General features: G+C 45.8%; 27 protein-coding genes, 1 tRNA gene and 2 pseudogenes. 9 read left to right on the forward strand and 21 right to left on the reverse strand.

Translation table 11 applies throughout. The features are described from left to right. The first annotated feature begins 14 nt into the window (after positions 1–14). Positions 15–296, forward strand: coding sequence for a chemotaxis protein CheB (locus MKQ70_RS40075; protein WP_308199264.1), 282 nt, complete (start codon positions 15–17; stop codon positions 294–296). A 128-nt stretch (positions 297–424) separates the two neighbouring features. Here MKQ70_RS40075 and MKQ70_RS30415 read toward each other — a convergent pair whose 3' ends face one another. Continuing rightward, positions 425–1570 (reverse strand): sensor histidine kinase, encoded by a 1146-nt coding sequence (locus MKQ70_RS30415; protein WP_248078197.1) that lies wholly within the window; start codon positions 1568–1570, stop codon positions 425–427. 38 nt (positions 1571–1608) lie between these two features. Then, complete coding sequence (locus MKQ70_RS30420) at positions 1609–1797, reverse strand: response regulator (RefSeq protein WP_248078199.1); 189 nt, start codon at positions 1795–1797, stop codon at positions 1609–1611. Positions 1798–2190: 393 nt separating this feature from the next. Here MKQ70_RS30420 and MKQ70_RS40080 point away from each other — a divergent pair, with 393 nt between their 5' ends. Continuing rightward, positions 2191–2706, forward strand: coding sequence for a CshA/CshB family fibrillar adhesin-related protein (locus MKQ70_RS40080; protein ID WP_282456877.1), 516 nt, complete (start codon positions 2191–2193; stop codon positions 2704–2706). A 40-nt stretch (positions 2707–2746) separates the two neighbouring features. Beyond that, on the forward strand, positions 2747–4630 hold the full coding sequence (locus MKQ70_RS40085) for a T9SS type B sorting domain-containing protein (protein ID WP_372490045.1): 1884 nt from the start codon (positions 2747–2749) through the stop codon (positions 4628–4630). Here MKQ70_RS40085 and MKQ70_RS30435 read toward each other — a convergent pair whose 3' ends face one another. Both MKQ70_RS30435 and MKQ70_RS30440 read right to left on the reverse strand, forming a co-directional pair. Next, positions 4631–4909, reverse strand: a complete 279-nt coding sequence (locus tag MKQ70_RS30435; protein WP_248078201.1) for a hypothetical protein — start codon at positions 4907–4909, stop codon at positions 4631–4633. A 2-nt stretch (positions 4910–4911) separates the two neighbouring features. Next, a complete protein-coding gene (locus tag MKQ70_RS30440; RefSeq protein WP_248078203.1) occupies positions 4912–5379 on the reverse strand; it encodes a CDC27 family protein in 468 nt (155 codons plus the stop codon). 150 nt (positions 5380–5529) lie between these two features. Between MKQ70_RS30440 and MKQ70_RS30445 the strand changes: the two genes are divergently transcribed. From MKQ70_RS30445 to MKQ70_RS30455, 3 genes are read left to right on the forward strand one after another with little or no spacing between them, the layout of a single operon-like run. Continuing rightward, positions 5530–5835: an ACT domain-containing protein gene (locus MKQ70_RS30445; RefSeq protein WP_248078204.1), complete on the forward strand. Its 306-nt coding sequence runs from the start codon at positions 5530–5532 to the stop codon at positions 5833–5835. Then, complete coding sequence (gene purU, locus MKQ70_RS30450; protein WP_248078205.1) at positions 5780–6358, forward strand: formyltetrahydrofolate deformylase; 579 nt, start codon at positions 5780–5782, stop codon at positions 6356–6358. Before MKQ70_RS30445 ends, purU begins: the two co-directional genes overlap by 56 nt. 47 nt (positions 6359–6405) lie before the next feature. Then, positions 6406–7113 (forward strand): TIGR02117 family protein, encoded by a 708-nt coding sequence (locus tag MKQ70_RS30455; RefSeq protein ID WP_248078206.1) that lies wholly within the window; start codon positions 6406–6408, stop codon positions 7111–7113. Positions 7114–7125: 12 nt separating this feature from the next. Here the strand turns inward: MKQ70_RS30455 and MKQ70_RS30460 are convergent, their stop codons facing one another. The 3 genes from MKQ70_RS30460 to MKQ70_RS30470 form a co-directional block, all read right to left on the reverse strand. Then, positions 7126–7560: a hypothetical protein gene (locus MKQ70_RS30460; protein ID WP_248078207.1), complete on the reverse strand. Its 435-nt coding sequence runs from the start codon at positions 7558–7560 to the stop codon at positions 7126–7128. 225 nt (positions 7561–7785) lie between these two features. After that, positions 7786–10755 (reverse strand): glycoside hydrolase domain-containing protein, encoded by a 2970-nt coding sequence (locus tag MKQ70_RS30465; protein WP_248078209.1) that lies wholly within the window; start codon positions 10753–10755, stop codon positions 7786–7788. A 70-nt stretch (positions 10756–10825) separates the two neighbouring features. Then, on the reverse strand, positions 10826–10966 hold the full coding sequence (locus MKQ70_RS30470) for a hypothetical protein (RefSeq protein WP_248078211.1): 141 nt from the start codon (positions 10964–10966) through the stop codon (positions 10826–10828). A 141-nt stretch (positions 10967–11107) separates the two neighbouring features. Here MKQ70_RS30470 and MKQ70_RS30475 point away from each other — a divergent pair, with 141 nt between their 5' ends. After that, on the forward strand, positions 11108–11629 hold the full coding sequence (locus tag MKQ70_RS30475) for a 3'-5' exoribonuclease domain-containing protein (RefSeq protein ID WP_248078219.1): 522 nt from the start codon (positions 11108–11110) through the stop codon (positions 11627–11629). On the opposite strand, the gene MKQ70_RS30480 is transcribed toward MKQ70_RS30475, so the two are convergent. Both MKQ70_RS30480 and MKQ70_RS42920 read right to left on the reverse strand, forming a co-directional pair. Beyond that, positions 11626–12060 carry a helix-turn-helix domain-containing protein gene (locus MKQ70_RS30480; RefSeq protein WP_248078221.1) on the reverse strand — a complete coding sequence of 145 codons (435 nt, stop codon included), beginning with the start codon at positions 12058–12060 and terminating at the stop codon, positions 11626–11628. The genes MKQ70_RS30475 and MKQ70_RS30480 overlap by 4 nt on opposite strands. 79 nt (positions 12061–12139) lie before the next feature. Beyond that, a pseudogene (locus tag MKQ70_RS42920) lies at positions 12140–12442 on the reverse strand (cupin domain-containing protein); the annotation flags it as partial. A 272-nt stretch (positions 12443–12714) separates the two neighbouring features. Here MKQ70_RS42920 and MKQ70_RS30490 point away from each other — a divergent pair. Together MKQ70_RS30490 and MKQ70_RS30495 are read left to right on the forward strand one after the other, a co-directional pair. After that, a complete protein-coding gene (locus MKQ70_RS30490; RefSeq protein ID WP_248078223.1) occupies positions 12715–13107 on the forward strand; it encodes a helix-turn-helix domain-containing protein in 393 nt (130 codons plus the stop codon). A gap of 42 nt (positions 13108–13149) precedes the next feature. Next, the gene (locus MKQ70_RS30495; protein WP_248078225.1) at positions 13150–13545 is read left to right on the forward strand and encodes a VOC family protein; all 396 of its coding nucleotides are present in this window, start codon (positions 13150–13152) and stop codon (positions 13543–13545) included. Positions 13546–13940: 395 nt separating this feature from the next. Here MKQ70_RS30495 and MKQ70_RS30500 read toward each other — a convergent pair whose 3' ends face one another. The 12 genes and pseudogenes from MKQ70_RS30500 to MKQ70_RS30550 form a co-directional block, all read right to left on the reverse strand. Further along, positions 13941–14720, reverse strand: coding sequence for a hypothetical protein (locus MKQ70_RS30500; RefSeq protein WP_248078227.1), 780 nt, complete (start codon positions 14718–14720; stop codon positions 13941–13943). Positions 14721–14725: 5 nt separating this feature from the next. After that, positions 14726–15178 carry a hypothetical protein gene (locus tag MKQ70_RS30505; protein WP_248078229.1) on the reverse strand — a complete coding sequence of 151 codons (453 nt, stop codon included), beginning with the start codon at positions 15176–15178 and terminating at the stop codon, positions 14726–14728. A 3-nt stretch (positions 15179–15181) separates the two neighbouring features. Beyond that, positions 15182–15256: pseudogene (locus MKQ70_RS42925) on the reverse strand (hypothetical protein); the annotation flags it as partial. After that, entirely contained in the window at positions 15253–15591 is a 339-nt protein-coding gene (locus MKQ70_RS30510; protein ID WP_248078231.1) for an AbiJ-NTD4 domain-containing protein, read from the reverse strand. The gene MKQ70_RS30510 and the pseudogene MKQ70_RS42925, both read right to left, overlap by 4 nt. A 192-nt stretch (positions 15592–15783) precedes the next feature. Continuing rightward, positions 15784–16917 carry a VapE domain-containing protein gene (locus tag MKQ70_RS30515; RefSeq protein ID WP_248078232.1) on the reverse strand — a complete coding sequence of 378 codons (1134 nt, stop codon included), beginning with the start codon at positions 16915–16917 and terminating at the stop codon, positions 15784–15786. Between the two features lie 295 nt (positions 16918–17212). Continuing rightward, complete coding sequence (locus MKQ70_RS30520) at positions 17213–17905, reverse strand: hypothetical protein (RefSeq protein ID WP_248078234.1); 693 nt, start codon at positions 17903–17905, stop codon at positions 17213–17215. Positions 17906–17986: 81 nt separating this feature from the next. Next, positions 17987–18700, reverse strand: coding sequence for a hypothetical protein (locus MKQ70_RS30525; RefSeq protein ID WP_248078236.1), 714 nt, complete (start codon positions 18698–18700; stop codon positions 17987–17989). Between the two features lie 14 nt (positions 18701–18714). Further along, positions 18715–19401, reverse strand: a complete 687-nt coding sequence (locus MKQ70_RS30530) for a hypothetical protein (RefSeq protein WP_248078238.1) — start codon at positions 19399–19401, stop codon at positions 18715–18717. Between the two features lie 194 nt (positions 19402–19595). Then, entirely contained in the window at positions 19596–20108 is a 513-nt protein-coding gene (locus tag MKQ70_RS30535; RefSeq protein WP_248078240.1) for a site-specific integrase, read from the reverse strand. Between the two features lie 118 nt (positions 20109–20226). Then, positions 20227–20781: a phage integrase SAM-like domain-containing protein gene (locus MKQ70_RS30540; RefSeq protein ID WP_248078242.1), complete on the reverse strand. Its 555-nt coding sequence runs from the start codon at positions 20779–20781 to the stop codon at positions 20227–20229. A 276-nt stretch (positions 20782–21057) separates the two neighbouring features. Then, positions 21058–21144 (reverse strand) — tRNA-Ser (locus tag MKQ70_RS30545). Positions 21145–21200: 56 nt separating this feature from the next. Continuing rightward, positions 21201–22232, reverse strand: a complete 1032-nt coding sequence (locus MKQ70_RS30550; protein WP_248078244.1) for an asparaginase — start codon at positions 22230–22232, stop codon at positions 21201–21203. Positions 22233–22238: the final 6 nt, after the last annotated feature.

Below are 22238 nucleotides of genomic sequence, written 5' to 3' on the forward strand. Positions count from 1 at the left end.
ATTATTCTGAAAAAGTGAACTACAGTCGCCCCAGCATCGATGTAACACTCGATACTGCCGCACCCGTATACGGCCCGCGTATGGCGGCTTTGTTGCTGAGTGGCGGCAATACGGACGGTACCGAAGGGCTGGGAGAGGTGCGTGAATTTGGTGGTATGATCGCCGTGCAGGACCCGCTCGATGCGGAAGTGGATTACATGCCGAAGCATGCCCTACAGACATTAGGTGTGAAACTCGTATTAAAAAACGGGATGATGGCAGATTTTATTAATGCCTTTGCCGCCGGGCGCTTATAGCAACTCGCCGGATAATTCCTTCGCCTGCTGTTTTTTACTCTCCGGCTGCGACAGCGGCAGCACAAATATAAACTCAGCTCCCTCGTTCAGTTGACTCTTTGCCGTTATAACGCCATCGTGACGCTCAATTACTTTTTGGCGATGGCCAGCCCGATGCCTGTTCCTTCGTAACGGTCCATGGTATGGAGGCGCTGGAAAATGGTGAAAATTTTAGGCAGATATTGTTCATCGAACCCGATACCATTATCGCTGATGGTGATGCGGCAGTATTGTCCGTCTGCGTCAAGTGGTGCGTTTACATCGCAGCTGCTTACCAGTTCGCTGTGAATCGTTATTTCCGGCGACACGTCCGACTTGGCGAATTTTAAAGCATTGCTGATGATGTTCTGAAACACCTGCCGTATCTGACCAGGGATAACCTCAATATGTGGAATTTCCGACACATGAAAATGCGCGTTTTTTTCCTGTATAGTTAATTCAAGGTCACTGAGAATGTCATCTACCAGTTGATTGATATCCGTTTTCTCGAAACCGGTAGAGGCAGAAAGGCGGGAGAAGTTCAGGAGATCGTTGATCAGTCGTGTCATGCGGTTGGACGAATACACGATCCTGTTCAGGAATGGCTTAATCGCCTCGTCCGAATCCGGAAACTTATCGCGTAGCATGGCGCCGAACAGGTGAATTTTACGCAACGGTTCTTTCAGGTCATGCGACGCTACCGAGGCAAATTGTTGCAGATCGTGGTTGCTTTCTTCCAGCGATTTGTTGATCTGCCACAGTTCTTCGGTACGTTCCTGCACTTTCTGCTCAAGTATTTCGTTGGCCTGCTTCTGTAGTGAAATGTCTGTAAACGTACCGATCCACTTCACCGTTTGACCGTCTTCCCGCATCGGCGTTACCCGCAGCAGGTGGCAGCGGTATTGACCATCGTGCAGGTCTTTGATATAGGTTTCCTTTTCCAGCGGCGTGCCCGAACGAAAGGCCAGTTGCAGGTCTTCGTCGAGCGAACTTTCGCCGGCGGCGGTCTGCGGCATTACCGACATGTTGGGTGAATAACGGAACCAGTGTTGGTTGGCGTATTCGATACGCCCTTCCGCCGAAGCTGTAAATGCGATTTGCGGCAGCGATTCCAGGATCGTATGCAACTCATTTACTTTTTTATTCAGCGCCGCCTGGGCCTGTTTACGCACTTCTACTTCCTCACGCAGCGACTGTTGCACCAGGTTCAATTCCTGGGTTTGCTGGTACATGCGGTAGAAGGACTTCACCTTCATGATGAGAATGTCAGGGTCTACCGGTTTGGTGATATAGTCTACCCCGCCGGAATCGTACCCCGGGTGATGAACTTTTTATCTTTATTAACCGCGGAAAGAAAAATAATAGGAATATCACGCGCCTTGCTGTAGCCCGACAACGCCTCCGCCACTTCGAAACCGTCCATACTGGGCATTTGTACATCAAGAATGATCAGTGTGTAACTTGTTTTCAGAATTTTCTTCAACGCTTCCTCACCCGAACTGGCGCTGTCTACCTGGAACTTGTAAAGCTCCAGCGTTTTTTTTTAGTGAGAGGATGTTTTCAGGCTTATCATCAACTATAAGAATCATACGATTGGTGCGTTGTGCTGGCGTTGAAAAGGCGGTTAAAAAATTGGTTCGTGGTCCATTTCGAAATAAGTATAAGGAAATGCCTTTTTCAAACGGCAGCATAAAAGATAGCAAAATTCCTGCCGTATTCCCCTCTCTGCCTGATCGTCAGCGTTCCGCCCGAAAACTTCTTTCCGCTTGAAATCCAGCCTTTTAGCCGCCAAATGCCTGGTTTTACTACATTTAGGAGTAAAAACCGACTGCGCCTTTGCTATATTTACGCCGCCTTTGCCCCGTGGGAAACAGCTATGAGAAAGAGACTCCTGACGATATTGCTACTACTCTGCAACATAGTAGCCCTCGGCCAATACGCCGATAAGGGCAACGGTACATTGCGCGAACAGATCTGGTGGCTGGACTGGAGCGACTTTCCCATCACGGCTTCCCATTCAATGACAACGACAGACGGACTGGTGCTGACCTTTACGGCCAGCAATGTAACCGGGGCTGTACCTGTTACCTCGGTTATGAAAACCTGGGGAGCCGCGATGCTGTATTCGCTGTACGATTTCAATTCGCCTAACCTTAAACCTGCGTTGTATTCGGTGGGCAACAACGAGAATACGACTTTCCGGTTAACGGTGCAGGCTACGCGCAACGGGCAACCGGCTGCATTTACCCTGATCACTGCGGATGCGGAGGCGAGCGCGCCGAATGAGGTGACCACCATTACTACCAGCGGTGATGCCGGACGACGATCGATTTTTTCAGAAATACGAGCCAGACAAGTAACCCTGCGCAGGGCTGTGGAACAAAAACCGTAATGATTACGGATACCTACGGACAGATCATGAATGCGTTGCGTTGTACGGACAGAACCCTATCCCGGCCACGAGTGCAAACACCGGCTCCCTCACGCTTGATATTGAATACAATAAGAACGGCGCCTACGGCGGCATGGCCCTGGCATTCGGCATTTACGCCCCCATCGATCGCGGCGATCTGCCGGTTTCGTTCGGAACGGCGCAGCACCGCTTAACGTTTCAGAGCATTAACAGCTGCAATTTTAATCCACCTTATCCCACACAGCAATCCTCGCAGGCATTGAAACTTGGCGCCGTGGCGGGCGATGCGGACGGACAACAAACCACCGACGATAACGCCGTTGGCGCCGACGAAGATGCTTTCACTACTTTCCCGAATTATAACGGCGGCGGTACCTATTCGCTGATGGTGCCGCTTTCGAACACAAGTGGCGCGAGCGCTTATTTATACGGCTGGTTCGATAAAAACAACGATAAGCAATTTACCCCCGACGAGCGCGCCGGCGCCGTTGTAGCCAATAATGGCACTTCCGCCATACTGACCTGGACAGGGCTTCCTGCCGAACTTCCGGTAACCGGTACTGCCGATTACCACGACTTCGGACTGCGACTAAGGTTCTCGTCCGACCAGGCAGCCGCGCAAAATGCGGTGGGCAGCGCGCCGGATGGAGAGGTAGAAGACTATCTTGTACCGATGTACATTCCCTGTACATTTACGATGCCTGCGGGTCGTACGATCCCGTTATGTGCCGGCACCACCGTACAGTTAAATGCAAGTAATCCTAAAGCCGTGCGTTATCGCTGGACCGGTATCGGATTAAGTAATGATGCAGTGGCTAATCCGACCGTAACGCCTGCTGTCAGCACGGTGTACGATGTAGTGGCGACCGATCTGCGTGGCTGTTCGGACGACGCGCGGTTTACGATAGATGTGCATCCTTCGCCCGTGATTACCACGGCTAACAGTGTGCGTATTTGCAAAGGTTTATCAACAACGCTTTCGGCATCCGCCGCGGTGAATGCAGCGTTTAAATGGTCGCCGGCTACTGGCCTGAGCGACGCGAATGTGAGTAACCCAACGGCATCGCCGGCTGCTAATACTAATTATACTGTTACCGCTACCAGCGCAGATAATTGCATCGCTACTGCCACGGTGGCTGTTAATGTGATGGATGCCCCGGAATTTGAAGTCACGCCGGCGAGCCAGACGGCCTGCGCCGGTGAAACCGTAGCCTTCAAAGCCAGCGGAGGAGATATTTACACCTGGCGTGCGCCGGACAATACGGTGCTCGGTTCCGGGGATGCGCTGACAGTGCGGCCGGGCGCAAGTGGTACCTACAGCGTGGAAATAGAAGACCAGGTTTGCCATACCGATAAAATATTTAATCTGCCCGTGGCGGTGATTCCCTTACCCCAGGCGTCTGTGGCCAAATCGAATGATTTGGATTGTACACATGGCAGCGCTGTCCTTACCGCGACGGGCGGACTTACTTACACCTGGGAGCCTGCAAACGGCCTGCGGGCCACTAATGGCGCACGCGTAACGGTCGCGCCGCCGGAGCCCACGATGTATTACGTCAACATCAGCAATGGTGGAAAATGTGTAAAAAGAGATTCGGTATTTGTTGACTTCAACGCCAATAGCGAATTAAGTTCTTACCCCATGCCCAATGCCTTTACCCCGAACAATGACGGGCAAAACGACTGCTTCGGACTAAAGCAGTGGGGGCCGGTGCTGGCGCTCGATTTTGCAGTGTACAACCGCTGGGGCGAAACGGTGTTTCGTACCAATGATCCCCTGCAATGCTGGGATGGCACCTTTAAAGGCGCGGCGCAACCAGCCGGTACCTATGTGTTCGTCATCAAGGCGCGTACCGCCTGTGGCAACGGGGAGCGTAAAGGGACGGTGGTGCTGGTGCGATGATCACAGTACTGCCACTTCTTTGCGCGACAACCACAGCCATTTCTGGTTCTGCCGGCGCACGTAACGTGGGTGCAGACTTATCTCTTTAATAACAGTTTGAAATTGCGCCTTGGCTTCAGCCGGGCGCTGTTGTTTTTTGAGGAACATACCGTAACGATAGGCGCCTTCCAACGAATGATGCACGCGCACAATGCGTTTGTATTCTGTTTCCGCTTTTTCGTGATAACCGCTGCTATCCAGCGCCTGTGCGTAAGCCAGTTCGTCTTCCGGCTTTTTCATCACTATTTTTTGGAAGCAAACGCACTTTCAAAAGTGGCTATACTTTCGGCGTACAACCCGCCATGAAACTGTAATCGTGCCAGCAGCATGAGGATGCCCGGATCATTGGCATACAGGTCGCCCAGGCAGCTCTTGACGAGCGCTATCGCTTTGTCGTACTGCTTCTGGTCGCCATATGCCTCGGCAAGCAGCAGGCGGTTGGTTACCGTATCGGATATACTGAGCTTACGTTCAAGATCGCGAAGGAGGCTTTTCGGGAAGATGTAGCGTTGCAGGTTGCGGAAGAATTCTCCGCGGTTGATTTCGGGCAGTATTTCCAGCACGATGTACAGCAAAGAGCCGATTCCCGGTAAAAAGATCAGCAGGTAAATCATATCCCGCCGGCCCGTTTTAAACGCGTGGAAAATGCAGATCAGTTGCAGGCCAAGTATCAGTAAATACGCATTATGCCAGTATAAGAATGGGTTCATATTGCAGGAAAGGGAATTTAACAGTTGACTGCGCAATAATAGAATTTTTTTACGGCTTGATGCCAGCCAAATTTGGCGGTTTGGCAGTCAGTTCGTTTAAATACCGCTGCATTGGAATAGCGACTGGTTTTGCTTATTTTCAACCTTACTATGATTATCGTTATTCAATGCACGGACCAGGTAGGCCGTGTAGCCGCCATATCCGGCGTTCTGTCACAGGAAAAGCTCAACATCGTATCACTGCGCGAGCACGTGGATATTGACCAGAACCATTTTTACATGCGCGTGCAGGTAGAGCAGGACGCGCCGGCCGCCCCGCTCACCGAAAAGCTGCGCGCGGTGCTGCCGGCCGACGCTATCGTACAGGTAAACCCACGCCCCGAAAAAAAAGGTAGTGGTGATGGTAACAAAAGAATACCATTGCCTGGCCGATATTCTCGTTCGTCATCACTTTAAAACCCTGGGTGCACATGTGCAGTGCGTGATCGGCAACCATACAACCCTGCAGGATATCTGCAACCGTTTCGATGTGCCGTTTTACCCGGTGCTGCACGATCCCTCTGATAAAGTAAATTTTGAGGCAGATATACTGAAAATCATCAGCGAGCAGGAACCCGACTATATAGTGCTGGCCAAGTTCATGCGGATTTTGTCACCGGACTTCGTAGCCAGGTTTCCAGGCCGCATCATCAACATACACCACTCTTTTTTACCCGCTTTCGCCGGCGCTAATCCATACAAACGGGCGTTTGAACGAGGCGTTAAAATGATCGGCGCCACCGCCCACTTCGTAACCGACGAACTGGACGAGGGGCCGATCATTACGCAGCAGATCAATCCCGTAAACCATACCTATACTTCTGCGGGCATGGTAAAGGCTGGGAAGGAAATAGAAACCGCCGTGCTGGCCCGTGCGCTGCAACTGGTGTTTGAAGACCGGGTGTTCGTGTACAAAAATAAGACGGTGGTGTTCGAATAACCGGGTTACCAATGTCATTTTTGAGTATATAGAAAGAAAGGCCCGCTATGAAAAGTGCTGTTCGCAAAAGTGCCAGGATATTGCTTTTTATCCTGATCTTCCTGGTCGGTTTTGTGTTGTTATACCTGCTGGCAGCCTGGGGACTTTCGCGTATCGCTGTAGCCCGCGAAGCCGGGCCGGAAGAGGTAGAGATCTATTTGTTGTCCAATGGTGTGCACAGCGATATTGTGGTACCGGTAGCGAATGAACTACGCGACTGGCGTAGTAAAGTTCCCGTAATACATACGCGGGGCAAAGACAGCTCGGCCATTTGGTTGGCTTTCGGTTGGGGCGATAAAGGCTTTTACCTGGAAACGCCTACCTGGAATGACCTCTCCTTCTCTACGGCCTTCAAAGCTGCTTTCGGGTTAAGCTCCGCGGCGATGCATACCACCTATTATCATTATATGCAGGAGGGCAACGATTGCAAACGTATAATGATCAGTAAAAATCAGTACGAGCGCCTCATCCGGTTTATTGATGAAAGCTTTATTACAGATGCCGGCGGTGGTTTCAGGCTGATTCCCACTAACGCGAATTATGGCCGGAACGATGCTTTTTACGATGCACACGGCCGTTATCATCTGTTTCATACCTGCAATACATGGACGAACAACGCGCTCAAAGCCTGTGGACAATTGGCCTGTTACTGGACGCCGTTTGATGAAGGGATTTTTATCAGTATAATAAGCGATAAAAAAGCCGGTCAGTGTTGACCGGCTTTGTTCTTAGTGTTGGAAGAGGAACACACGGTAGTCGTACCCCGATTCAGAAGGTACGCGCAGGTAATACTTCAGTTGCGTGGCGGTTACCTCGCCCAACATATATTCAATACCGTTAATCGTAATTTTTCTCCTGCTAAAATCCATGGAATACGACACCTGGTAGCCGGTTTCCGAGCTTTCGCAAAGTGTTTCTCCTTTGGAAACAGTGATTGAGTCTTTGCTGAACTTATAAATATCGTCTTTCTGGCACTCAAGTACCGGGTTGTATAAAAGCTTGCCGGCGGGGCTGGTCACCGGGTTAAGGTCGATGACAGACGGTTTCCACTCGCGCGATTTCAGTAATCGCTCGGCAGTAATGGCATTATCAATCGTATCTTCTTTCGTGCAGGCATAAAAAGTGGCGGCGATGGCTACCACGACTAACAAAATTTTTTTCATGCTAAAGCGGCGTTGTTAAGATGACTCGTAACCACGATGGAAACGGGCGCAAGATACATTATTTTCCGCGCCTCCCGGATTACAAGCCTGTCCTGGAATTGTTAAATGTTCGATTGCTGAAACGATATAGTACTGCATTTTGTTACATCGGGCGGGCGCTGCCATAAACGAAAAAATGCCTATCACCCGCCACTGGCAAGGATGATAAGCATTTTGTTAAAAATATTACTGGAGGACGAGCAGCCAGCCTTTTCCTTTCTGTACCGGAATGGAAGCGCCTGCTTCGAAGACCTTGCCGGGCTGGAAGTTTGGGATAGCCGGCGCCGTAATCGATCCTTTCGCCGGATCCAGCCCCAGGGCGGCCCAATCTACCTCCAGTTGGATATTGGTATCGCTGTTCGCCCAGCTGGCCAGTGCTACCAGCGTTTTGCCTTCCTTTTTGAAGATGGTGGCCAGCACTTTATCATTGCCCGTCTTTACCGGGTTGTTGTTCACCCAGTACCCGATCATCTTCGTACCCTTCATGCCGAAGGCGTCCCACGCGCGCCAGATGGGGCGGGGATCGGCTTTGTCGCTCCGGGGCATGCGGTTGGTCATGCCATACACCATGCCGCGCCAGGGATTGCCGCCGTCCTGCAACATTTCGCCCATGAGTCCGAACGGTATACCCGATACTTCCGTAAGGAAAAAGTCGGGGCTGTTATGTTCATAATCGAAGTATTCGCCGAACCAAAGACGGTCCAGGTACGGAAAGTGCTCCATGTACAGGTTGGCGCTGTTGTTAAAGCCGTCGTTCTTATTGTACTGGTTGGCCGAATGCAGGTCGATAATACCCGGGTGCCCGCTCTTAGTCAGCACCCGTTTGATGCGTTTCATCGTGATGCGGTCGAAGGCAACGTCATCTAGATAAATACCGTCGATACCCACGTTTTGTACGAGCCAGTTCATGCCCTCCACATAGTAGTTGTGCCAGCGGCTCATGCCACTGTTCACGATCGCCGCATCTTTATATTCGGGCACATACCAGGCCGCTATGTAGTCGCTGCCGAGGTGCTCCTGTAACCAGGAGTAACCGCCACCGTTGCCGGGCGAGTAAATCTCGTGGCCGAGGCTGCGCATAGGGAACGTTTCGTACGCACTGTTCGAGAGTTCGCGTATGGTGTTATAGATCTTTACTTTTAATCCCATCGCATGCGCCGAATCGATATAGGATTTCATCTCCTTGTGCGCAATAAATGGATAGTTGATGTATGGATTGATGGGCGTAGCATGATGAATATTTACCACGGTGGCGCCGGTGAGTTTGATGCGGTCAAGCGGCTCATACTTGTGATAAAAGCGCGTTTCCCACTGGAAGTCCGTGTTAATAGGATGAAACGGCGTAACAAGCAGGGTGAAGTTGTAATACAGCACCTCATCCTTTTTCATACTGCGTGCGCCGCTGTAATTCTCGCTCAGCATCGATTTGCCTTTAATGCCCATCCAGATGCCGCCTTTGCCGTTGTTGCCCCATGAGGTGGGTAGCAGCAAAGGTTTTTGCAGGTAGAAGTTGGTGTTTAGCGGCCGGGTGTAGTGTTCATCCCGCAGGCTGTATTGCAGTCCCGCATTTACATCGCCTACCCAGGCGCCGTCCTGGTTTTTATTCGCAACATCCCATTTCCAGCGGATGGTATCCGGGCGAAGGCCGCCCTTTCTGCCGAGTCCCATTACGTATTTGGATACGGTGGTATCAAACGGGAAATGCAGTTTGATATCGTCCAGCTGCAAGTCTTTGAGCGCGGTGAACTTTACGGTGTAGTGAAGGTAGCCGTCGAATTCCAGTGAGGCCGTAACATCCATTTCCAGTTCGTCGTTATGATTGACCGATCGCCAGCTCACGAGGCCGGGATGCTCTTCTTCCAGCTGAAAGTTCTTGTTCTTAAAAGTAAGGTCTTTGTGCGTGGCTGCACTCACTACATGAAAGTGGATGTTTTCGGCCAGCAGGTTACGCGGTGTATTGGTAATTTCCGTCATCTCCGGGCTGAAGAAAGTCTGTATCTGCTCCGGGAAGCCGCTGGTGTTCACGGTTACTTTGCGGCCTAGTAAACTGATGGTATTGCCATCGATCTGTAGCGGGATGTAGGGTTTAACTACCTCGTTGCCCTGCGCCATCGTGGAGTTGAGCCAGGTGAGCCGCGTTTGCAACTGCGGGTTGTTGGCGCCGCCATTCACCGCTACCTGGTTTTTGACGGTCAGTAATACCCTGATATCGGTAGACGGTGCTCCATCTGCCTTTATCGTGGCGGTGCCGCTGTAAACGCCGGGAACCGCGGTTTCCGGCACATCGATTAAACACCACATGGCCTGCACATCTCCTTTCGCAATGTTGACGGTTTGCTTAAATGGAGTGCCGTCGTAGCGAACGCCATCGGTATTGAGGCAGCTAAAACCACTAAGCGTAAGCCCGGAGGCATTTTTGAATTCGCTGAAGCTGATGGTAACGTTATTAAGTGCCGCGGTTACCGGGTATATGCCGAGTTGGAAGCTGTAATGTTCACCCTTCATCGCTGAGCCGGAAAATTCGCTGATCAGGCCCTTTTGCACCCAGCGCTGCGGCAGGTCATGCGGCAGCCGGATCGGGAATTCACGGTCTTCGGGAAACACCAGGTATGCCTGTCCGCCCCTGATAATCGCCGCTGTTTCTTTGGCCGTGGCGATTACCTCCATGGGGTAAAAACTGTTCATCGGGTTTACCGATTCGAAGTATAATACGTTCGCCCGGTTCGATCCCGTCATTTTGTTTATCCACTCGGTGCTTGCGTTAAAGCGCGGCGTATTGTAAACGGTTTGCGGGTAATTCGTGCGGGCCGTTACCTGGTACGACAGGTAGTAGATGTAGTACCTGCCGGCACCGGACGTAGGTTCGAAAAAGACGGTCCCCTGCTCCCGCGTAAGATTTTCTGTGCGCACATTCTGCACTACCTGGTTGGTTTGCGCATCTACTACAATGATGGCTTTATTCAGCGGATCATCGTGGCGGCGCCAGTTAAGTACCACCTTGGCTACCGGGCCGGCAACAGCGTTGACTACCGCGCGGTGATTACCGAGGGAGTCTGCATCCCAGCTGTCGTTGCCGGACACATATTTTGTTTGTTGCGCCAATGTGCTGGTAGCGGCAAAGGCGAAAAGACAGAGCAATTTCAAAAACTTGTTCATCGTCGATATAAAATAAGTTGTCGGGCCTGGAACGGGATCACCCATCAAACTTAAAAAATTAAAGCGGTTTTCACGCCATGAGCATGTTAAGTATGGGGGCGGCCTGTTCGCGGAAGTGCTGGATGTAGGTGCAGAGGCGGGTAATATGCATGTCATGAACGCCGCCATGAAAAGTAAGATCAAAACGGAAAACGCGGTTGCCGTCAAACACTACTTATGGGGCTTTTTAATGAGGAACAGGCCGGAAGTGAGCTTGCCGTATAGTTTCAGGTAAATTTGTTCATGCACAGGATGCCGGGTTTTTACGAATATAGGCACAAATCGATATTTTTACGGGCAAAACCCATTACCAATGCCCTATATCATGGTAGACGTGGAGTCTGACGGTCCCATTCCCGGCGACTATTCCCTGGTCTCGTTCGGAGCGGTGCTTGTAGACGAGCAACTTGATAAAACCTTTTACCGTCAGTTGCACCCCATCTCTGACAAATTTATACCGGAAGCCCTGGCCGTGTCGGGCCACAGCCGGGAGGAAACGTTACAATTTGGCGATCCTGCCGCGGCCATGCAGGATTTTGCTGCGTGGTTACAACAGGTGGCGGGTAACGAGCGGCTCATCTTCATCAGCGATAATAACGGGTTCGACTGGATGTTTATCTGCTGGTATTTCCATCATTTCGTCGGGAAAAATCCCTTTGGCTTCAGTTCACAGAACCTCGGGAGTTTGTATAAAGGCCTGGTGAACGACACTTTCAAAACCTTTAAACATCTGCGCAGAACCGCGCATACGCACCACCCGGTCGATGATGCGAAGGGGAATGCGGAGGCATTGTTGACGATGAAACGCGAGCTGGGACTAAAAATCCGGTTCTAGTGCGCGCGCTGCAACAACACGGATGCGTTTAGTCCGAACTTCTTCTTAAAAGCGAACGAAAAGTGGGAGAGGTCCTCAAACCCCACTTCCAGGTAAATTTCCGAAGGCTTTCTTCTTTCACTTTCGATGAGGAAACGCGCTTCCAGCAAACGTTTGTGTGTAAGCCAGCGGCTTGGCGTGGTGGAGAACACGGCAGCAAAGTCGCGTTTGAAGGCAGACAGGCTGCGGCCGGTAAGGTATGCAAAGCGTTTCAGGCTCACGTTGAACCGGAAATGCTGGTTCATAAACGACTCCAGGTTTATCTTCTGGGGCGTGGCAAAGTCGAACAGCACGTCGGTCATTTCCGGGTTTTGTTCCAGCAGCAGTTGCAGCAATTCTTCCCGTTTGTTGTTCACTTCGGCTTCGGACAACTGGCTGCTGCGGCGAAGCATTGGCGCCAGGGGTGTGCAGAAATGCGGGTACGCGCGGATCCGGCTGCAGGCGAAGGAACGCGCCGTCGCGGCGGCGGCCGGTTTTACGCTGCGGGTGTTTGGCGGCAAAACGTTGCAGGAAGGGCGTATCAAATACTACCACTACCTTTTCGAGTTGGCCATTTACACGTTGAGAATCGTAACGTGCCAGTTGATTTTTCCGGACCAGGCAGTATTGTCCTGCCTGTAAGGTGTACTGGCGTTGACCGTCGTATCCGGTCATTTCCCCTTTGGGGACATATATGAAAAAGTGTTCCTGTATGAATTGTTCGGGCGAAATTTTCGGGCCCAGGTAACCACTGGTAATGCCGATGGTACGTTGGAACAGGTCATCTGCGCTCATGATGTCGGGTTTTTATCATTGTTGACGATTGAGCGGAGCAGATATTTTACGATGGGCGAAAATTTTTTTTTGAGCCGGTTTTCGGCATATTCGGCCGCTCACCGGGCTGGCGGTTGCCACCTTCCTGTCGGGCCCTCCGGCGCGCCTCGCGAGGGAGTGGGTGCTTTACCGCGACCGTTTTATTTTTTTGCCCGCCGGGTCCGGTATATACCAGGTAGTATCGGCGATAAAAGCAAAGCTTTAACCTATCTTTAGGAAGCGAACTTCGGAATATGACCTATTATCTTACACAAATAACCAGGATAAAAGAAACTTGTTATGCTAACCAGGCACAACTGGATACCGTAATAAGTACCCGTCATTACATCGACCATCACTATGATAAAGAGCTGAACCTTGATTTACTCTCTCATGTGCGGTTCACTTCAAAATTTCACCTGCTCCGGTTGTTTAAAAAATATTACGGACAAACGCCGGGGCAATACCTGACGGATAAACGAATAGAAAAGGCAAAAGAGTTGCTCGACGGCGGCAGGAGTGTGACGCAAACGTGCTACGATATCGGCTTTGAAAGTCCCAGTTCCTTCTGCACGTTGTTTAAGCACCGTGTAGGCATCACTCCGGTGGCTTTTCAGAAAAGAGCAATTTTCACAAAGTCGGCGTAATTTTCTTTTCGCAACTTAGCTCCATCAATAAAAAAGATAAAGATGAAAGTTAAAATAATCAGCATTCCTGTGCTGGACCAGGAAGCGGCCCTGCAGTTTTACACGGAAAAATTAGGCTTTCTGAAAAAGGTAGATGTGCCCTTAAGTGAACACAGCAGATGGCTCACGGTGGTGAGTAAAGAGGACCAGGACGGACCGGAGATCTTGCTGGAGCCTGCCCCTAATCATTTTGAACCCGCTAAAGTTTATCAGCGGGCGCTTTTCGAGGCAGGTATTCCCTACACGCAGTTCAACAGTAACAATGTTCAGCAGGATTACGATAGGCTTGTTGCGCTCGGGGTTACGTTCAGTGTGAAGCCAACGGAGATGGGAACGGTGAAAATCGCGGTGTTCAACGATACTTGCGGGAACAATATTCAGCTTGTGGAAATGTTATAGATTTTCTCAAGCCAGGGCCCATTGCCATGCGGCAACGGGCCTTTCTTTTTACCGCATCATGGATAAGGTTTTGAGGAATATGGGCTATGTTGCCGAACTTGGGATCACACCATATACACGCACTATTACCTGTAGTGCAACACCTGGGGCGAATTCCTGTAGAACAAAGGGTATGTGCTAAATACAACGAAAAGACCGTCATTCTTGGGTGGGGGACTTAATTTGAGTAGCTGCCACATCACCCGGACGAGGCATATGCCAGTCAGCAAGTAGCCGCATAACTTTAAGCGACGCACTTTTTTAGCATATTGGATCGTCGCCTTTAGACGGTTTTTTTCGAGCTGAGGATCATGAAAACGCCCAGGGCCAATGGATTAGGAAATAGCCACATTTGTTTATTTAGCTTTTTCTGCACCCTCCTTAATGGAATTTTCAGACAACTGGTCTGCTGCCAGTTGTAGTAATTCAATTGATGTTATTAGATATTCTTTGTCAATATCTCTGAGGTCTCCAATCATGTATTTAGGATTTGACACTTTGGATATATATATATTATTTACAATTCCTTTGTTGTGAATATGGAGGTTTCTGGTTTCATATATTTCAATAAGAGTATCTAGATGGTTAAAATTATTTTCATTCAAGCTAACCCTAAACTTTTCATTGATTAACTTTAGCTGGTCTTTAAGGGATTGGTATGCAATTTCTGCTGCCTTTTCATTAATCAATTCGTCTTTAAGTATTTCAATATTATTAGATTTAATGATTCTCTCAAGGCTTATTGGCTTTGATGAAATGAGAGCCTGGGGACAATTTTTAAATAATAGGATAAGTAACTCTTGTAAAAATCCATCAAAGATGGAGGTTGCATAAGCCAAAGTTGATACTCTCATTATGAACCAGTAGTTGCCAGTAAGAGACTTTTTGTTTCTTATTGTGTCCAGTACATAATTTAGAATATCCAGACCTTCTTTATAAAATTCTCCTTTTTCATTTTTAACAGGAATGTTAATGCCTGCAAAATTTAAGTCTGGATTATGACTTATTTTTTCAAGCATTGAGTGTTCTGCATCATGTAATGTTGTTATTAATCTATCCATTTCTGTAGCATATATCTTCAGCTGGTAGAATTCATGATGTACCTTATCTTGAAGTATTTTAAAATTTTGCAGCATGGGAATTATGTTAGGCTTACACTAGATTTCTCAGTCTTGACAGTTAGATAGTTAATGAATGCACTGCAAGAAACAAGCATATACTTAGCATCTTCAAAGTCACAGTTAGGAGATTCCATGAGGGCATGTCTTATTCCACCTTCATCACTAGTATACCCATAAAGTTCTTTAAATGCTTTTTCAAGTGAAGGATGAAGTTTAATTTCCCCTTTTATCCTATTCAAAGATGCTGCAAGAGTGTCCTTATCCCTCCCTGAAATTTTCTTTGCAATGGATTCTACTGCTGAAATGGATTCTTTAATGGAGTTTCTGTAGTCAGGATTTACTTTGTCTGAGAGTTTCTCTAGTGCTGCTCTCAAATGAATGTTGCAGCCATTTAAGGGAGTATAAGTAGCAGTTTGAGATATAGCTTCTTCAATACTTTCTACTTCCTGTTTATTGCTGATGGGTGCAATCAAACCATCAATAAACCTGTAAGCAGAGAACTCTCTTTCAAAGATTTGATTAAACTGTTCATAGATTGAATTATTTCTTATGAAATAGTTTTTATGAGATAATTCACTGTTTCTTCAATCAGTTCTAATGCTTGATGCCATTCCCCTTCTAATATATTATTCCTAAAGAAGTCTCTTAATAAATACTGATAGTGAGGGATGGTATCAATTGGCTTTTTGTAAATATTGTGCCACAAATACTTTGCTATACTTTCTTGTATTGGCTCTAGTCCATGCTTGTACCTTGTTAGTTTTAAGGGATCACAAATTGAAAGTTGAAAAACATTCCATAAGGTATTTCTTAGATCTAAATCTAATGCTTCTACTTGAATTTGTTTATGGGTTGTAGTTATTCCCATTCTTTGACTAAACTTCATGCAGTTTGAATTATAAGGACAATTTAGAACTTTTAGCCCAATCCAGTATGTTCTGGCATGCTAAAAGTTCCTGTAAAAATTTCCAGTTATCTAGTCAGTCAATCCCTTAGTATATTTCTGGCTGACAGATTTTTATGTCAATTAAATTTTAGAAGGAGTTACCTCTTTTATTTAAGGTAACTCCTTTTTAGTTTAGGTTATAATTAGGGAAACTGTTTTCTTTTCATTTAAGTAGTAAATATAAACTCCCTGAGCTTTGCCTCTAACAAATCCATATTTTTTCATATACCTACCTATTGCTTGTACAGTTGCCTCATTTACAATAAGAGAAGTCTTGGTAGCAAGGAAATTTGCAATTTCAGTTGCTGTCCATTTATGTTGTGCACTAGCTTGTTCTGGATCAACTGGTTCTAGCCATTTAAGCATTGTTTCCTCAATAAAACTGGTTACCTGAAATTGCTCATTGTGCTGTAAAATTTCATCAATTTCTTCCCCATCAAAGTAGTATTTGAATCCAGTCTTGAAAAGATGCCATGCTTGAGAATAAACTTTATTCATGTCAACACTATGTGAATGTTGGATTTCCTCAACTTCAATAGTTAGAAATCTTCTATTTCCTGTGGGGTCATTTAAATATTGTTTGCTATTTACTGACCCCATGAATGATGCTCTTCTTGGCATAGTGTCATCAAACTGTGCATATGGCCTTCTCTCTCTGATTTCAAGTGAAGTAATAATCTCTTTCAGTCTGTCTGTATCTTTCCTACTGAGATTGTCCATTTCATCTAAATTAATTAGAAGGCATTCTGATAACCTAATTTTAGTGTCCTTATTTCTCAGGTTTGGAACACCAGAGTAAAAGTATCCTGACAGCTCAGAAGGCAGTAAGTTCTTCATCCATGTAGTTTTCCCAGAACCCTGTTTGCCTGTAAAGACAATAGCTGTATGATTTATTACACTGTCTGTTGTGGCACAACCAGCTACAGCTACCAGCCATTTTTCCAGACATTTCTCCCAAAACTCTTTGTTTGTGGTTTTGACAGTATCAGCTAACTGCTGTATGTAGTCCACTCCATCCCAGGTAGGTAGACTTTTGAAATAATCTACAAAGGGGTCAAACTTTGGGGTGAAATCTGAATGTACTACTGTCCTAAGAGTTGTAGAATTTACTTTAATTCCCTTTTTGCCTAGCTCCCTAATAATAGAGTTGAAATTGTAGTCAGTTAGGCTTACATAACTTAACTGTGGCTTCTTTTTAAATTCCAGTTTTCCAGATACTAAGTTAAATCTGAAATCATAGTATGTCCTTAAATGGCTTTCAATCAACTCAATAGGTGATTGCCCATCTTCCTCAGTCCCTGAAATTTGGGCTGCTCCAGAAATTTCTTGGTTTTCTGTTACTTCAAGGTTACCTACCTTACCCTCATCTGGTAGTTGGGTAGGGTTAATTACTGCTTCTTCTACTTTCTGACTTTGAGAAGAGAGGCCAGAGTTACTGTTTAAGGCCTCCTGTGTTTTTGCATCTCTGCCATGTGTTAATTTTTTTGTTAAAAATTTTTATAACACTGCAAAGATGGTTTAGTAGTAAAAGTCCCTTAGTTCCCAACTAGTCCCCAGGGGACTAACTTTCTCCTTTTAGAAAGTAATTGCTCAAATCAATAGCATCATCATTTTTGGCCCTTTTTTCCATTTGCTTGCTGGGCTTCAGGTTAGTTTTCACTGTACTTTCTAGGCTAAAAGTTTGCCCATCCTTATCAATAAAATTATCAATAATTAGAAGCTCAATTTCTTTTGGAGTGGCTTTAATTAGGGGAGGGATGCCATGGGCCTTCACCCCATTCATCAAATCAAAGAATAGAGTGGTTAGTATGTTTGTTTGTCCCAGCCATTGAATTTTCTTATCTGGTTGGATTATTAGAGGGATATTCATTTGCTTCTGACTTACAGCTTCATCCTGCACCTGATATTTGTCAATTAATTCTGCTTTAAGGGCTTGTAGTGATTCTGAAATGAATATGTATGGCTTAACATATTCCATTTCCTTTGAATACAAAATTAGGGAGTTCATGGTTTTGTATATGGTTTTCAAATATACAGTCTGTCTTTTCTCATCATCTAGGGAAAGAAGAGCATTGTCAATTTCATCTAGAGCAGCCATCATTTGCTGATGGACTTTGAGCTCAAGATGTCCAGCAAAAGTTAAAGTTTCAACCCTAATTTCACTATCTTCAACTAAGGCATTTGTAACTGCATATTCAATTTTACTATTTTGGAAATCTCTTTTTATTACAGGGCCAAAATCAGTGCTCATCATAAATTTCAGTTCTCATTGGCTATTTTATTTCTAAGAATTAGATCTTTGAAATATTGTAGTGGGTGATTGAACATAACTAAGTTATTTTATAAATCTTCTTGTGGCTCTAACAATGTTATAAATCATATAGGATGAAATTATTCTCATAAGAATATCTATTATAATCCAGCCCCCATAAAACCCACCCTCTTCAAACTTTCTAATTGGGTTCATTAGATAAAAGTATTTGTTGAATCCCATCCCAAAGGCTTGACTATTGAAGTTATTGCTGAATTGAAAGTCAAAAACATTGGAACACCCAAGCAGAACTAAAAATAAAACAGAGTGTAAGGAGAAGAGCCATAATAATGGCCTTCCTATGCTCTGTCCAAAATCACTTGTCCAATAGCTAAAGGCAATGATAAGCTTTGTTCCCAAACTACCTTTCCCAAGACCATTTAGGTAGCATATCATTTCTTTGGAGTGAAATTTTTGTTCATTAATTACATCTCCCTGCTTTGACATTGCATGTTTCAGTTGCCTATAAGTTTCTCTGCTTTTTAGTTCAAAGATTTTGTGTTTTTCAGGAGTTTCTTCCTGCTTGGTTACAGGGATGGCTCCCAAAACATTTTCAGACCAAGTCACATGGTTGAATGAGCATTGTGTAAAATCTGAGTCACCCAGGACAATAAGGCTGTATTGCTTAAAGTTAATTGAACTAAATTCAGCCTTATTAAGCTGTGAGTTTATAATTAATATTCTTGCTTGGTGATTTAGGGCTGCTATGTTGGCCAACTTCAATCTAGCTTCATTCACATATCTCTCTATTGCTAGATATGAAATTTGGATGTTGTTGATGAAAAGTGACATTTTTTGGCAGTTCCTGATAGGTTTATTGATTGAACAACTTGGTTACTTCCATCAATAAAAATATCCCCTTCAACTTGATTTGCAATAATGCCAATATGGCCTATCTTACCTTTAAGACTAATGTTAAGGTCTGTGAAGACCCCTCCAGAAATGGATAGCTTGCTTACATTTTTTATATCCCATCTTGATTCACCATAGCTTCCCTTGAAGATTAATATTTGCTCAACTGATGAATTTATTATAAGTAAACCTCTTGCAAATGAAGGAGAATCAAATGTGGACAGGGCCCCTTTGACAATGCAATCAATCATCCAGAATTTTTTCTGAAATTTAGAACCTTTGAATGTAATCCCTTTTTCAAAATAGCAGTTTTTGAAAGTGAAGTCTTCCCTGCAATCTACTGTTAGTTTTATGTCAACTTCTAAAGCAAATATTTTGTTTGTAATGTATTTACTTGTGTAAATTCTTTGAGGTGGTTCTCCCTTTGTCAACTTCTCATAAAAGGAATTCCACTCACTTACTACTTCATAATCTTTAAGTTGCTCTTCTGAAAAATAATCTTTATAACTCATAGCATTTACAAATGGGGAGAAGGCAGAGAATCTCTGCCTTCTTAAATATGAACTATAATTTACATAAAAATCCAAATAAGTAAAAGAACCAAACCAATAAGTATTTGTATAGCAGGGTTTTCTTGTGACTTATATGAGGTTCTAGATAATAGTATTGAGTTGCTAAAAGTTCCTAAAACCCAACAAATAGCCAGAATTACAGGAATGCAAATAACCAGCATAATTTTATCCATTACCCACAATTTTAAGTTCACCAATTAACTTATCTCTCAGCTCCTGCATGTCTGGCTAATCTTGGTATCCAGCACCTTAGCATAAATCTGAGTTGTTCTCAAATTAGTATGCCCAAGCATTTTGGAAATTGATTCAATAGGTATCCCATTGCTCAAAGTTATGGTGGTGGCAAAAGTGTGCCTGCTCAAATGAAAAGTTAACCTTTTGTCAACCCCACATAAATCTGCAATCTCTTTCAGATAGGCATTCATTTTCTGGTTGGATAATACAGGAAAAAGTAGCCCTTTAGGCAAGTTTTGATTACTATACTTTGCCAGTATTTCTTCTGCTACAGGTAGGATGGGTACACTGATCCTGACACCTGTCTTTTTTCTCATACTGTTAATCCACCTATTACCATCTATGCCAATAACCACCTGTTTATCAGAAAGACTTTTAACATCAGCATATGATAAGCCTGTGTAGCAGCAGAAGATGAAAATATCCTTTACTGTGGCTATTCTGGCATTGGTAATCACTTTGCTGTGGATTTTCCCAACTTCTTCCATAGTAAGGTGGCCTCTGGCTACATCTTTAAGTGAGCATTTGAAGTTTTGAAAGGGATTTTGTCAAGCCAGTTGTGGGCTATAGCCATATTTACCACCCTTTTCAGGAACTGAATGTATTTTATAGTGGGGTATGGCTTATGCCTTCCTGGGTTTTGAGGTAAATTTCAAAGCTTACCACAAATTCATGGTTAAGCTCCTTTAGCTGTAAGTCCTTCATCTGGTATTGATGCTGAATAAACTGGCTAACCTTAGATTCCAGTGTTTTGTATTTAGTTACAGTAGCCTTTGTAGAGGTGTGACCAACTCCCTGCCTTAAAAGTTCATTTTGGTAATGGAATGCCTTTAACAGGGTTAAGGTGTCTTCCTGCTCTCCAGACATTCTGGATATTACACCTTCTGCTGTAGGTGGAATTTCTTTTTCCAGCAGTGTGTTGAATATTTTGATAGACTTGGCCCTTATAATGTCAAGGCTGTTATTAGTTTCCTGAGTAGTAGGAGAATTGCCCCTTACTCTTTCTTTAGAGCTGTCCCATTTAGAGGGTTCAGCATAAAGACCAGTGTTTAACTCATCCTTTTTACTGTTGATGGTAACTCTCAGGATTATTGGTGCCTGCCCTTTCTTGTTGATTCTGGATTTATATAACCAGAAAAGGGTTTTCATTCTTGCATCCATGACTAACAGTGTTGTGAATCCATTTATATTTCAAAAAGGATTCAAGTGTTAAAAATCATGAAGCACTTGGTGGTATTGAATTACAGGGGCTATAAGTTGTTAGCAGTTGAAATTTGGGATATGTTAGCAGTTATGCTACCAGTATAAAACTGGATTTCTAATAAAACTGCATCTCTTTCCTCTTCTGATAATTTGAAAAATCCTTGCAAACCAGCTACAGTATTGCCATAAACAAAAAATGCCCAAAGACCTAAGTCAATGAGCATTTAAAGCTTGCGGAGAAGAAGGGATTCGAACCCTTGAAACCCTTTCGAGTTTACACACTTTCCAGGCGTGCCAGTTCAACCACTCCTGCACTTCTCCGTACGGTTGAATAAGGGCTGCAAAGATAAACATCTTTTACAAACTTCCAACCCTTTCTACAATATTTCTGAGGGCGTTAATTCACCGCGCAACGACGTTTCTATCTGGCAACGCAGTTCGTCTTGCGTCAGTTCCTGGCCTAATAAAAACATCAGTTTAGTCGTGGCTGCTTCAAAGGTCATATCATGCCCGCTGATCACGCCGATTTCCTGCAGGTAACGGCTGGTTTCGTATTTGCCCAGCTCCACGGAGCCACCATCGCACTGGGTGATGTCTACCATCGCAATGCCTTTTTCCCGGCCGCGTTTCAGGCAGTCGATGAACCATTGCTGGGTGGTGGCGTTGCCGCTGCCGAATGTTTCGAGGATGAGACCTTTAAGGCCGGGTGTATTAATGATAGCATCTACCGCACGGCGGTTGATACCGGGGAATATTTTCAGGACGGCGATGTTAGACTCCAGGTTTTTGTGCACTTTCAGCGGCTTTTCGGGCGCCGGCAGCACGTAGGGCGTTTTATACTTGATATCGATGCCCGCTTCGGCCAGCGCCGGGTAGTTCATCGAATAAAATGCTTCGAACTTTTCGGCATTATACTTCTTCGCACGGTTGCCGCGGAACAGCATAAAGTCAAAGTAAATACATACTTCCGGCACCACTACCTGTCCATTATGCCGCGTGGCGGCAATTTCCATGGCGGTAATGATGTTCTCCTTGGCGTCCGTTCGGATCTTGCCAATCGGAAGCTGAGAGCCGGTCAATATTACAGGTTTGGAAAGATTTTCCAGCATGAAACTGAGCGCGGAGGCGGTAAAGGCCATCGTATCTGAGCCGTGAAGGATCACAAACCCATCGTAGCGGTCGTATCGGTCTTCAATAATCCCCGCCAGCTCCACCCATACGTCGGGCGACATGTCCGAACTATCCATTGGCGGATTAAATGCATACACATAAAAATCGATCCCCATCCTGTACAACTCAGGCAGATTGTTGCGGATTTCGTTAAAGCCGATCGGTCGTAATGCGCTGGTCTTTTCGTCGTAGATCATCCCAACGGTACCTCCCGTATAGATGATAAGTATTTTACTCATGTATCT

The sequence above is a fragment of the Chitinophaga sedimenti genome (assembly GCF_023156195.1).
GTDB classification, from domain to species: Bacteria; Bacteroidota; Bacteroidia; order Chitinophagales; family Chitinophagaceae; genus Chitinophaga; species Chitinophaga sedimenti.

What these genes read in the sequence shown, in the direction of transcription:
- MKQ70_RS30445 (WP_248078204.1), top strand. Translation starts at nt 5,530, where the DNA reads ATGATTATCGTTATTCAATGCACGGACCAGGTAGGCCGTGTAGCCGCC.
- MKQ70_RS30550 (WP_248078244.1), bottom strand. Translation starts at nt 22,232, where the DNA reads ATGAGTAAAATACTTATCATCTATACGGGAGGTACCGTTGGGATGATC.
- MKQ70_RS30480 (WP_248078221.1), bottom strand. Translation starts at nt 12,060, where the DNA reads ATGCTTCGCCGCAGCAGCCAGTTGTCCGAAGCCGAAGTGAACAACAAA.
- MKQ70_RS30435 (WP_248078201.1), bottom strand. Translation starts at nt 4,909, where the DNA reads ATGAAAAAGCCGGAAGACGAACTGGCTTACGCACAGGCGCTGGATAGC.
- MKQ70_RS30540 (WP_248078242.1), bottom strand. Translation starts at nt 20,781, where the DNA reads ATGGATGCAAGAATGAAAACCCTTTTCTGGTTATATAAATCCAGAATC.
- MKQ70_RS30440 (WP_248078203.1), bottom strand. Translation starts at nt 5,379, where the DNA reads ATGAACCCATTCTTATACTGGCATAATGCGTATTTACTGATACTTGGC.
- MKQ70_RS30460 (WP_248078207.1), bottom strand. Translation starts at nt 7,560, where the DNA reads ATGAAAAAAATTTTGTTAGTCGTGGTAGCCATCGCCGCCACTTTTTAT.
- MKQ70_RS30455 (WP_248078206.1), top strand. Translation starts at nt 6,406, where the DNA reads ATGAAAAGTGCTGTTCGCAAAAGTGCCAGGATATTGCTTTTTATCCTG.
- MKQ70_RS30465 (WP_248078209.1), bottom strand. Translation starts at nt 10,755, where the DNA reads ATGAACAAGTTTTTGAAATTGCTCTGTCTTTTCGCCTTTGCCGCTACC.
- purU (WP_248078205.1), top strand. Translation starts at nt 5,780, where the DNA reads ATGGTAACAAAAGAATACCATTGCCTGGCCGATATTCTCGTTCGTCAT.
- MKQ70_RS30475 (WP_248078219.1), top strand. Translation starts at nt 11,108, where the DNA reads ATGCCCTATATCATGGTAGACGTGGAGTCTGACGGTCCCATTCCCGGC.
- MKQ70_RS30415 (WP_248078197.1), bottom strand. Translation starts at nt 1,570, where the DNA reads ATGAAGGTGAAGTCCTTCTACCGCATGTACCAGCAAACCCAGGAATTG.
- MKQ70_RS30510 (WP_248078231.1), bottom strand. Translation starts at nt 15,591, where the DNA reads ATGAAGTTTAGTCAAAGAATGGGAATAACTACAACCCATAAACAAATT.
- MKQ70_RS30495 (WP_248078225.1), top strand. Translation starts at nt 13,150, where the DNA reads ATGAAAGTTAAAATAATCAGCATTCCTGTGCTGGACCAGGAAGCGGCC.
- MKQ70_RS30520 (WP_248078234.1), bottom strand. Translation starts at nt 17,905, where the DNA reads ATGATGAGCACTGATTTTGGCCCTGTAATAAAAAGAGATTTCCAAAAT.
- MKQ70_RS30500 (WP_248078227.1), bottom strand. Translation starts at nt 14,720, where the DNA reads ATGCTGCAAAATTTTAAAATACTTCAAGATAAGGTACATCATGAATTC.
- MKQ70_RS30490 (WP_248078223.1), top strand. Translation starts at nt 12,715, where the DNA reads ATGACCTATTATCTTACACAAATAACCAGGATAAAAGAAACTTGTTAT.
- MKQ70_RS30535 (WP_248078240.1), bottom strand. Translation starts at nt 20,108, where the DNA reads ATGGAAGAAGTTGGGAAAATCCACAGCAAAGTGATTACCAATGCCAGA.
- MKQ70_RS40080 (WP_282456877.1), top strand. Translation starts at nt 2,191, where the DNA reads ATGAGAAAGAGACTCCTGACGATATTGCTACTACTCTGCAACATAGTA.